General features: G+C 70.3%; 10 protein-coding genes and 1 riboswitch. Of the genes, 5 read left to right on the top strand and 5 right to left on the bottom strand.

Annotated elements, in window-relative coordinates; all coding sequences use genetic code 11:
- Nucleotides 1–148 precede the first annotated feature (148 nt).
- Both ACTS11_RS15245 and ACTS11_RS15240 read left to right on the top strand, forming a co-directional pair.
- On the top strand, nt 149–862 hold the full coding sequence (locus tag ACTS11_RS15245; RefSeq protein ID WP_442641154.1) for a cytochrome c biogenesis CcdA family protein: 714 nt from the start codon (nt 149–151) through the stop codon (nt 860–862).
- A 19-nt stretch (nt 863–881) separates the two neighbouring features.
- Complete coding sequence (locus ACTS11_RS15240) at nt 882–1,283, top strand: thioredoxin family protein (RefSeq protein ID WP_442641153.1); 402 nt, start codon at nt 882–884, stop codon at nt 1,281–1,283.
- A gap of 4 nt (nt 1,284–1,287) precedes the next feature.
- On the opposite strand, the gene ACTS11_RS15235 is transcribed toward ACTS11_RS15240, so the two are convergent.
- A complete protein-coding gene (locus ACTS11_RS15235) occupies nt 1,288–1,899 on the bottom strand; it encodes a hypothetical protein (RefSeq protein WP_442641152.1) in 612 nt (203 codons plus the stop codon).
- Nucleotides 1,900–2,197: 298 nt separating this feature from the next.
- On the bottom strand, nt 2,198–3,298 hold the full coding sequence (aroC, locus tag ACTS11_RS15230) for a chorismate synthase (RefSeq protein ID WP_442641151.1): 1,101 nt from the start codon (nt 3,296–3,298) through the stop codon (nt 2,198–2,200).
- 100 nt (nt 3,299–3,398) lie between these two features.
- Nucleotides 3,399–3,506, top strand: a riboswitch (TPP riboswitch).
- A gap of 54 nt (nt 3,507–3,560) precedes the next feature.
- Between aroC and thiB the strand changes: the two genes are divergently transcribed.
- The 3 genes from thiB to ACTS11_RS15215 are packed head-to-tail and all read left to right on the top strand — an operon-like array spanning nt 3,561 to nt 6,764.
- Nucleotides 3,561–4,547 carry a thiamine ABC transporter substrate binding subunit gene (gene thiB, locus ACTS11_RS15225; RefSeq protein ID WP_442641150.1) on the top strand — a complete coding sequence of 329 codons (987 nt, stop codon included), beginning with the start codon at nt 3,561–3,563 and terminating at the stop codon, nt 4,545–4,547.
- A gap of 5 nt (nt 4,548–4,552) precedes the next feature.
- Nucleotides 4,553–6,088 (top strand): thiamine/thiamine pyrophosphate ABC transporter permease ThiP, encoded by a 1,536-nt coding sequence (locus ACTS11_RS15220; protein WP_442641149.1) that lies wholly within the window; start codon nt 4,553–4,555, stop codon nt 6,086–6,088.
- Nucleotides 6,075–6,764 carry a thiamine ABC transporter ATP-binding protein gene (locus tag ACTS11_RS15215; protein ID WP_442641148.1) on the top strand — a complete coding sequence of 230 codons (690 nt, stop codon included), beginning with the start codon at nt 6,075–6,077 and terminating at the stop codon, nt 6,762–6,764. The genes ACTS11_RS15220 and ACTS11_RS15215 overlap by 14 nt, the downstream gene beginning before the upstream one ends.
- A gap of 54 nt (nt 6,765–6,818) precedes the next feature.
- Here the strand turns inward: ACTS11_RS15215 and ACTS11_RS15210 are convergent, their stop codons facing one another.
- From ACTS11_RS15210 to petA, 3 genes are read right to left on the bottom strand one after another with little or no spacing between them, the layout of a single operon-like run.
- Nucleotides 6,819–7,649, bottom strand: a complete 831-nt coding sequence (locus ACTS11_RS15210) for a cytochrome c1 (RefSeq protein ID WP_442641147.1) — start codon at nt 7,647–7,649, stop codon at nt 6,819–6,821.
- 17 nt (nt 7,650–7,666) lie between these two features.
- On the bottom strand, nt 7,667–9,016 hold the full coding sequence (locus ACTS11_RS15205) for a cytochrome b (RefSeq protein WP_442641146.1): 1,350 nt from the start codon (nt 9,014–9,016) through the stop codon (nt 7,667–7,669).
- An 18-nt stretch (nt 9,017–9,034) separates the two neighbouring features.
- Nucleotides 9,035–9,613, bottom strand: coding sequence for a ubiquinol-cytochrome c reductase iron-sulfur subunit (gene petA, locus ACTS11_RS15200; protein WP_442641145.1), 579 nt, complete (start codon nt 9,611–9,613; stop codon nt 9,035–9,037).
- Between the last annotated feature and the right edge of the window lie 238 nt (nt 9,614–9,851).

The raw sequence follows: 9,851 nt of genomic DNA, 5'->3' as shown, positions 1-9,851 counted from the left end.
GGCAGACGCCGTGGGCGTGGTCGTCATCACGCTCGGCATCCTCGCGGTGCAGACGGCCCGCGCGCGGCCGGCCACGATCCCGTGAAGACACGGCGCGCTCACAAGCTCGTTTGATGACAGCCTGTACGCTGTCGCGCATGGAAGACGCATGGAACTCCTTCTCGCATATGGCGCGGGCCTTCTGACGCTGATCAATCCCTGCGTGTTGCCGGTGCTGCCGCTCGTGCTTGCGGGCGCGCTGCAGGCCAGCCGCTGGGGGCCGCTCGCGCTCGCCGCGGGGATGGGCGCGGCCTTCGTGACCGTCGGCTTCGGCGTCATCGCCGCGGGCCACCTCGTCGGCCTCGACGAGCGGATGGTCGCGCAGGCGGGCGCGGTCCTCATGATCGCCTTCGGCCTCGTGATGCTGGTGCCGCAGCTTTCCGCGCGGTTCTCGCTGGCGACGGCGGGCGTCGCGGCGCGCGCGGACGAGGGGATGGGCGGGATCGAGGCGCAGGGCTGGCAGGGCCAGTTCCTCGGCGGCCTCTTCCTCGGCGCGGTCTGGAGCCCCTGCGTCGGCCCCACGCTCGGCGGCGCCATCGCGCTGGCGAGCCAGGGGGAGGAGCTCGTGCGCGCCTTCCTCATCATGCTCGCCTTCGCCCTCGGCATCGGCTCGGTCATGGTCGCCATCGGCTACGGCGCGCGCCGCGCGCTCCAGGCCCGGATGGGCGCGCTCAGGGCCTTCGCGCAACGCTCGCGCGCCGTTCTCGGCGGCGTCTTCCTCTTCGTCGGCGTGGCGATCCTGCTGCGCTGGCACCACATGGCCGAGGCCTGGCTGCTCGACCGGATGCCGGTCTGGTTGCAGGACCTCTCGGTCGCCCTCTGACCCTCATCCGGAGAGACACATGAACAGACGGGACTTCCTCATCGGCGCGTCTGCGCTGGCTCTCGTGCCGCTGTCGGCGCGGGCCGCGGACCTCATCGACTACGCCCCGGGCCTGCCCGAGGCGCGGCTCGCGGCGGGGGAGACGGTGCTGCTCGACGTCTACGCGCCGTGGTGCGGAACCTGCCGGGCGCAGAGCCGTGCGATGGAGGAGCTGCGCGCGGCCAATCCCGCCTACGACGCGGCGATCACCTTCATCCGGATGGACTGGGACACCTACGGGGGCTCGGACTACGCCCGCGGTCTCGGGGTCGAGCGGCGCTCGACCCTCATCCTGATGCGGGGCGACGCGATCCTCGGCCGCGTGGTCGCCGACACCCGCGTCGACAGCATCCGCGCGCTGATGGACCTCGCGCTGACCTGAGCCGTCAGGACGCCGGCGCCGAGACGACGACGGAGACGTTGTCGATGGCCCAGCCGGCGTCCGGCGCGGCGCCGGTGTCGAAGTCCAGCGTCAGGACCTCGCCCGGGCCGTCGAGCGCGATCCACACCGCGTATTCGCCCGGGCCGCGACGGTGGACAGCCAGCGTGCGGCCCGACCCGCTGCGCGGGGTGGTGGCGAAATCCTCGATGACGCGCTCACCGTCCACGGACACGGACAGGCCCTGCCCGCTCCAGCCGCCGAGGAGGTGCAGGTCGAAGCTGACCTCGACCCAGTCCGCGTCCTGCGGCAGCGCGAAGTCCTTGCCGATCCCGCCCGGGCCGAAGGGTCCGAGCACGCCGCCCATGTCGGGCCCGGCGACGGCAGTGCCCTGCCAGTCGCGCGGGCCGAAGGCGAAATCCTCGAAGGAAACCAGGCGCTGATGCTCCGTCAGGACCTGAAGGCCTCCGGCGAGCACGGGCGAGCCGGGGACCGCTTCGGGACCGGTGCGGACGACCGCGGCGAGCAGCAGGGCGGCGGAAAACGCCGAAGCCGTCACGAGCGTCCAATCGATGGAAATGCGGGCGCGCGAGCCCTTAGAGCCGAGAAAAAGCTCCATGAGACATCCTTAAATCTTCCCCAGTTCCGCCGTAATTGACGCCAAATATGGCCAGAAGAAGGCAAAGACGGGGAATAATGGCAGCATCGTGTCACGCGCAGAACCGCCCGGCGCTTGAGGCTCCGGACTGGTCACGGGCGATCGACAATGCTCCCCCGGGCGGCTCGGCGCGCCTCGAGATGGCGCGGTCCATGCCGCAGGATTCGCCGTGGCGACGCTGCTGCGACGGAATCATCCGGAACGAATGCGGCGAGATTGTGCGGCGCGCGCGCTGGTGACGTGTTCGGCTGAATCCTGCTCAGCCGATGCGGCCGCGGTTCCCCCCGACCTGCCCGCGATGGAGGAGCAGGTGGTCGAGCAGCACGCAGGCCATCATCGCCTCGCCCACGGGCACGGCGCGGATGCCGACGCAGGGGTCGTGGCGGCCCTTGGTGACGATCTCGGTCGCCTCGCCCGACTTGGTGATGGTCCGGCGCGGGGTCAGGATCGAGGAGGTCGGCTTGACCGCGAAGCGGACGACGATCTCCTGCCCCGTCGAGATGCCGCCGAGGATGCCGCCCGCGTGGTTCGAAGAATAGACCGGCCCGCCCGCGCCCATGACGATCTCGTCGGCGTTCTGGCTGCCGGTCAGCGTCGCCGCAGCCATGCCGTCGCCGATCTCGACGCCCTTGACCGCGTTGATCGACATCATCGCCGCGGCGAGGTCGGTGTCGAGCTTGCCGTAGATCGGCGCGCCGAGGCCCGGCGGCACGCCGTCGGCCACCACCTCGATGATCGCGCCGACGCTGTCGCCCGACTTCCGCAGCGCATCGAGGTAGACCGCCCAGTCCTCGGCCGCCGTCGCGTCGGGCGTCCAGAACGGGTTGCGCCCGATCTCGTCGCGGTCGAAGCGGGCGCGGTCGATGGCGTGCGGGCCCATCTGCACCATGTAGCCGGTGATCCGGATGCCGGGCGCGAGGTCGGCCAGCGCCGCCCGCGCGACACCCCCCGCAGCGACCCGCGCCGCCGTCTCGCGCGCGCTCGACCGCCCGCCGCCGCGATAGTCGCGGATACCGTATTTCTGCCAGTAGGTGATGTCGGCGTGGCCGGGCCGGAACTTCTCGGCGATGTCGCCGTAGTCCTTCGAGCGCTGGTCGGTGTTGCGGATCATCAGCTGGATAGGGTGGCCGGTGGACAGGCCCTCGAACACGCCCGACAGGATCTCGACCTCGTCGGGCTCGCGCCTCTGGGTGGTGTAGCGGCTCTGCCCCGGCTTGCGGCGGTCGAGCCAGTGCTGGATCGCCTCCGCGCTCACCGGCACGCCGGGCGGGCAGCCATCGACCGTGGCGCCGAGCGCGGGCCCGTGGCTCTCGCCCCAGGTCGTGACGCGGAAGAGGTGGCCGAAGGTGTTGAAGGACATGGGGGAAGCACTCCGTCTCGCCGCCTTCCGGTTAGCGGGAAGGCGTGGACTTGCCAACCCGTCTCGCCCCTTGCCCGGGACCGCGCAGTCGCATAGGTGTTGAGGCACCTCGGGGTGGCCTAAAGGGCCTGAGATGCGCGGGATGACGCGTGAACCCGTTGAACCTGAACCGGTTAGGACCGGCGGAGGGAAGGTTTCGGGATGCGGAAGACCAAATCGCACACGTCTCGGCTTCACTTCGCCCGTCGCATGGAGGAGTGAGATGAGACACACCATTCTTGCAGCGGGATTGACCACCATCGCGGGCGCGGCCTTCGCGCAGACGCCCGTGCTGACGGTCTATACCTATGACAGCTTCGTGCCCGACTGGGGCCCCGGCCCCGCGATCGAGGCGGCCTTCGAGGAGACCTGCGGCTGCGACCTTCAGTTCGTGGGCGCGGGGGACGGCGCGGCGCTGCTGTCTCGCGTGCGGCTGGAGGGGGCGCGGTCCGAGGCCGATGTCGTCCTCGGCCTCGACACGAACCTGACGGCGGCGGCCGCCGAGACGGGCCTTTTCGCGCCGCACGGGATCGCGCCGGAGGGCCTGACCCTGCCGGTCGCGTGGGAGGACCCGCTGTTCCTGCCGTTCGACTGGGGCTATTTCGCCTTCGTCCACGACACCTCGCTTGCCGATGTGCCCGGCAGCTTCGAGGAGCTTGCCGCCTCCGACGTTTCCATCGTGATCCAGGACCCGCGGTCCTCCACCCCCGGCCTCGGCCTCCTCCTCTGGGTGCAGCACGCCTATGGCGACCGCGCGGCCGAGATCTGGGCGGGGCTCGCGGACAACATCGTGACGGTGACGCCCGGCTGGTCGGAGGCCTATGGTCTCTTCCTCGAAGGCGAGGCGGACATGGTCCTGTCCTACACGACCTCGCCCGCCTATCACCTGATCGCCGAGGACGACCCGAGCAAGGCGGCTGCCCCCTTCGCCGAGGGACACTACATGCAGATCGAGGTGGCTGGCATCCTCGCGGGCACGGATCAGCCCGAGCTCGCGCGCGAGTTCCTCGCCTTCATGCTGACCGAGGGGTTCCAGTCCGTCATCCCGACGACCAACTGGATGTACCCCGCCGCCCTTCCGGCCGAGGCGCTGCCCGAGGGCTTCGAGACGCTGATAACGCCCGACAGCGCGCTTCTCTACAGCCCGGAGGAGGCCGCCGAGATCCGCGACGCGGCCATCGCGACGTGGGCCGGCGCGCTCAGCCGCTGAGCGGCATGTCACGGACGGGCGCGGCGCTGGCCGCGCTCGTCGCGCTGGCGGTCCTCGGGCCGCTTCTCGCCGTCGCGCTCGCGGCGGAGGGGCCTGCGCGTCTCGGCCCGGCGGACGCGGCGGCGATCCGCTTCACGCTGCTCCAGGCCGCGCTTTCGGCGCTGTTCAGCGTGGTGGCGGCGATTCCCGTGGCGCGGGCCCTTGCGCGGAGGCGCTTCGCCGGGCGGAGGGTGCTGGTGGCGCTGATGGGCGCGCCCTTCATCCTGCCGGTGATCGTGGCCGTCCTCGGGCTTCTGGCGATCTTCGGGCGGGCCGGATGGCTCAACGCCGCGCTCGGGGGGCTGGGCGTCGGCACGATCTCCATCTACGGGCTGTCGGGCGTCGTCCTGGCGCATGTCTTCCTGAACTTGCCGCTGGCGGTGCGGCTCCTGTTGCAGGCCTGGCTGTCGGTGCCGTCCGAGCGGGTTCGGTTAGCTGCATCGCTCGGGTTCTCGGCGCGGGACATGCGGCGGCAATTCGAGCGGCCGATCCTGTTCTCCGTCCTGCCCGGCGCCTTCGCCATCATCTTCCTGATCTGCGCGTCGAGCTTCGCGGTCGCGCTGATCCTCGGCGGTGGGCCGCGGGCGACCACGGTGGAACTTGCCATCTACCAGGCGTTCCGCTTCGACTTCGACCTCGGGCGCGCGGCGCTTCTGGGCCTGGTGCAGGTGGCGATCTGCCTCGCCGCGGGCGCGCTGGCGCTGGCGCTCGCGCGGGGGGCGGAGGCGGGGGCGGGCCTCGACCGTCCGCCGCAGCCCTGGCCGGGGGACACGCGGACGGCGCGCGCGCTCGACCTCTGCACGATCCTCGCCGCAGCGGCCTTCCTGCTCCTGCCGATCGCCGCCGTCCTGGCCGAGGGGATCGCGGCCCTGGCGGGTCTGCCCCCCGGCGTATGGTGGGCGGCGTTGCGCTCGATCCTCGTGGCGCTCGGCTCCACCGCGCTGACGGTCGCGCTGGCGCTGCCGGTCGCGGCCTTCCTCGCGAGCCGACGCGCGACGGCCTGGGTCGAGACCCTTATGGCGCTGTCCATCGCCGTCTCGCCTCTGGTGGTGGGGACGGGCCTGTTCCTCATCCTCTTCCCAGTCGCCGATCCCGTCGCGCTCGCGCTGCCCGTCACGGGGTTCGTCAACGCGCTGGTGGCGCTGCCCTTCGTGCTCCGCGCGCTGGTGCCCGCGCTCAGGCAGGCGGAGGCCGGGCAGGGGCGGCTGGCCGATGCGCTGGGGCTGACCGGCTGGACGCGGTTCCGCCTCGCCATCCTGCCGCGGCTCAGGCGGCCGCTCGGGTTCGGCGCGGGGCTTGCCGCCGCCTTCTCGATGGGCGACCTCGGGGTGATCGCGCTGTTTTCCTCGCCGGGGCAGACGACGCTGCCGATGGAAATGTATCGCCTCATGGGCTCGTACCGGACCGACGACGCGGAAGGGGCCGCCGTGCTCCTCCTCTTCCTCGCGCTCGGCCTGTTCTGGGCCTTCGACCGCGGAGGGCGCGTCGATGCTGCGGCTTGAGGGGGTGGACCTGAGCCTCGGCGCCTTCCGCCTGGCGCTCGACGCGGAGGTTCCGGCGGGCGGGCGGGTGGCGGTGCTCGGCGCCTCGGGCAGCGGCAAGAGCACGCTCCTGTCGCTTCTCGCGGGCTTTCACGCGCCGGACCGGGGGCGCATTTCGTGGAAGGGCGAGGACCTGACGGACGTGCCGCCCGCCGCGCGGCCCATGTCGATCCTGTTCCAGGACGGGAACCTCTTCCCGCACCTGACGGTCGTGCAGAACGTCGGCCTCGGGCTGCGGCCCGATCTGCGCCTGTCGCGGGAGGAGCGCGCGCGCGTGGAGGCGACGTTGGCCCGCGTCGGCCTTGGCGGCATGGCGGGGCGCCGGCCCGCGGACCTCTCCGGCGGACAGCAGGGGCGCGTGGCGCTGGCGCGCATCCTCCTGCGGGACCGGCCCGTGGCGCTGCTGGACGAGCCTTTCGCCGCGCTCGACCCGGCGCTCAGGACGGAGATGCTGGCCCTGCTGGAGGCGCTCTGGCGCGAGCGTGGAATGACCTTCGTGATGGCCACGCATGACCTGCGCGACGCCGAGAGGCTCTGCGACCGGGTCTGGCTGCTCGAGGCGGGGCGCGTGATCCTCGACCGGCCCGTGGCGGGCCTGCGCGACGACGCGCCCGAGGCGCTCCGCGACTGGTTCTAGAAACGCGAAACGCGCCCCCGGGGGGGCGCGTTCGAGTGCGTCAGGCGCGCGGGCTCACTCGGCCGGGGTCGAGCCCTTGGCGCGGTACTTGACCGGAGCCCAGATGCGCTTGTTCGTGAGGTACAGCAGCACCGAGAGGATGCCGAGCATGATGACGGCGGTGAAGCCCATCTGCTTGCGGTCCATCAGGTGCGGCTCGGCCGTCCAGGTCAGGAAGGCCGCCACGTCCAGCGCCATCTGCTCCACCGTGGCGGGCGTGCCGTCGTTGTAGACCACGGCGTCGTCCCAGAGCGGCGGGGCCATCGCGATGTAGCCGCCCGCGAAGGTCTCGTTCCCGTAGAGGATCGCGCCGAATTCCTCGCGCTCGGACCCGGTGTAGTGGGTCAGGAGCGAGGCGACGTATTCCGGGCCGCCCATGCCGCGGAACAGCGGGTTCAGGGCGAGGCCGTAGGGGCCGGTGAAGCCCGCGCGCGCCTTGGTCATCAGGCTGAGGTCGGGCGCGTTCTCGAGCGATGAGCGGGGGAAGTGGTCGTTCGGCGTGGCCGCGCGCCAGTCCTGCAGTTCCTCGTCGTACACCTCGATGAAGTTCATCTCGATGTAGGCGCGGACCTCCTCCTCGGTGAGGCCGGGGCCGTCCTCGTCCGCGAGGGTGCGGAGCGGGACATACTGCAGGCCGTGGCAGGCCGCGCAGACCTCGGTGTAGACCTGAAGGCCGCGCTGCAGCTGGTTCTGGTCGAAGCGCCCGAAGGGCCCCTCGAAGGGGAAGCTGTAGTCTTCCACGTGGCCCGCACCCCCGGCGGCGTGGGCCGCCCCCGAGGAGAGGGCCCCCGCACCGACCGCGAGCGTCGCCGCGGCGAAGGCGCTGATGGCAAGTTTCCTGAGCATTCTCAGAGTCCTTTCTCTCACTCGGCGGGCGTTTCGGCGCCGACGGTCTTGGTGCCGCCCATCTTCGCCGCGAGGTTGGCCTTGTAGTCTTCCTCGATGGTCGCGGGCTGCGGCAGCGGCTTCTCGATGACGCCGAGCAGCGGCAGGATCACCAGGAAATACGCGAACCAGTAGGCCGAGCCGATGAGCGCGATGTAGGGATAGATCCCCTCGGCCGGCATCGCCCCCGCCCACATCAGGACGAAGAAGTTGACGATGAACAGCCAGAACCACCACTTGAACATCGGCCGGTAGCGGCCCGAGCGGACCGACGAGGTGTCGAGCCACGGCGCCAGCGCCATGACGACGATCGCCCCGAACATCGCCAGCACGCCGAAGAACTTCGCGTCCACGATGCCGCCGGTGAGGAAGCTCGTCAGGATCACCACCCAGACGTCACCGTCGAAGGCGCGCAGGATCGCGTAGAACGGCAGGAAGTACCATTCCGGCACGATGTGCGCGGGCGTCACCATCGGGTTGGCCTCGATGTAGTTGTCGGGGTGCCCGAGGAAGTTCGGCATGAAGCCCACGATCGCGAAGAACACGACCAGGATCACGGCGAGCGCGAAGAGGTCCTTGATCACGAAGTAGGGCCAGAAGGGCAGCGTGTCGGCCTCGGCCTCCTTCTTGGAGGTGCGGCGGACCTCGACGCCCGTGGGGTTGTTGTTGCCCGTCGTGTGGAAGGCCCAGACGTGCAGGATCACGAGGCCGAGGATCACGAAGGGCAGCAGGTAGTGCAGCGACAGGAACCGGTTCAGCGTGGCGTTGTCCACGGCGGGTCCGCCGAGCAGCCAGGTCTGGATCGACTCGCCCACGAAGGGGATCGCGCCGAAGAGGCCGGTGATCACGGTCGCGCCCCAGAAGGACATCTGACCCCAGGGCAGAACGTAGCCCATGAAGGCCGTGCCCATCATCATCAGGTAGATGAGCATGCCGAGAATCCACGTGATCTCGCGCGGGGCCTTGTAGGAGCCGTAGTAGAGACCCCGGAAGATGTGCAGGTACACCGCGATGAAGAACAGCGAGGCGCCGTTCTGGTGGATGTAGCGGATCGCCCAGCCGCCGTTCACGTTGCGCATGATGTGCTCGACCGAGGCGAAGGCCATGTCGACATGCGGCGTGTAGTGCATCACCAGGATGATGCCGGTGACGATCTGCATGACGAGGCAGAACACCAGCACGATCCCGAAGATCCACATCCAGTTGAGGTTCTTCGGGGTCGGGATCATCAGGGTGTCGTACATCAGGCGTACGATCGGGAGCCGCTTCTCGAGGCCCTTTTCCCAGGCTGCCTTCGGCTCGTAGTGGTCGTGGGGAATTCCGGACATGTCGCGCTTCTCCCTCGGTCAGCCCAGCAGGATCGTGGTTTCGTCCACGAACTCGGCAACGGGAATGTGCAGGTTTTCGGGTGCGGGTCCGCGGCGGATGCGGCCGGCGGCGTCGTAGTGCGAGCCGTGGCAGGGGCAGAACCACCCGCCGAAGTCGCCCGCGCCGTCGCCCATCGGAACGCAGCCGAGGTGCGTGCAGACGCCGATCTGCACCAGCCACTCGCCGGTGTTCTGACCGGCGAAGTCGGTGAGGGTGCGGTTCTCGTCCGTCGCGGGCTGATCGCCGTCGAGGTTCGGGTTGCGCGCGATCGGGTCCACGAGGTCGCTCACGTCCACGCTGCGCTCCGCCTCGATCTCCTCGGCGGTGCGGCGGCGCACGAAAACCGGCTTGCCGAGGAACAGCACGGTGAGCTGCGTGCCCTCGGTGACGCCGGACACGTCGACGCGCATCTGGCTTGCGGCCTGCACGTCGGCGGGCGGATTCATCTGGTTGACCCGCGGCCAGACGGCCGCGCCGGTGACAACGGCGCCGACGCCCGCCGTCGCGTAGTACAGAAAGTCTCGGCGGGTGCCGGAATGGTCTTCTGCTTGTGACACGGTTACGCGTCCCCTCTGGCTGGGGCCCGGGGTTCGGTTCCGGGCCGGGCATCAGAAATCCGGTTGCGCGATACCCTCCGCAACCCGGCTGAAGCGGTGTCTATGACTGGAGGACATAGGCGTCCACGGGACAAACGCGCGCATCCGGGCCGAAATGTCGCACTTCCGCCCGAGAGTGGCCGAACTGCCCCACAGGACGCCCGCGACGGGGGAAGTCGGACCACGGATTTCAACTGCC

This window comes from Roseicyclus sp. (assembly GCF_052168335.1).
GTDB lineage: Bacteria > Pseudomonadota > Alphaproteobacteria > Rhodobacterales > Rhodobacteraceae > Roseibacterium.
Note: the sequence above shows the minus strand (reverse complement) of the source record. Positions and strands in the feature narration are given on the sequence as shown.

Coding starts and splice junctions, on each gene's coding strand:
- ACTS11_RS15245 (WP_442641154.1), top strand. CDS start 149: ATGGAACTCCTTCTCGCATATGGCGCGGGCCTTCTGACGCTGATCAAT.
- ACTS11_RS15240 (WP_442641153.1), top strand. CDS start 882: ATGAACAGACGGGACTTCCTCATCGGCGCGTCTGCGCTGGCTCTCGTG.
- ACTS11_RS15235 (WP_442641152.1), bottom strand. CDS start 1,899: ATGGAGCTTTTTCTCGGCTCTAAGGGCTCGCGCGCCCGCATTTCCATC.
- aroC (WP_442641151.1), bottom strand. CDS start 3,298: ATGTCCTTCAACACCTTCGGCCACCTCTTCCGCGTCACGACCTGGGGC.
- thiB (WP_442641150.1), top strand. CDS start 3,561: ATGAGACACACCATTCTTGCAGCGGGATTGACCACCATCGCGGGCGCG.
- ACTS11_RS15220 (WP_442641149.1), top strand. CDS start 4,553: ATGTCACGGACGGGCGCGGCGCTGGCCGCGCTCGTCGCGCTGGCGGTC.
- ACTS11_RS15215 (WP_442641148.1), top strand. CDS start 6,075: ATGCTGCGGCTTGAGGGGGTGGACCTGAGCCTCGGCGCCTTCCGCCTG.
- ACTS11_RS15210 (WP_442641147.1), bottom strand. CDS start 7,649: ATGCTCAGGAAACTTGCCATCAGCGCCTTCGCCGCGGCGACGCTCGCG.
- ACTS11_RS15205 (WP_442641146.1), bottom strand. CDS start 9,016: ATGTCCGGAATTCCCCACGACCACTACGAGCCGAAGGCAGCCTGGGAA.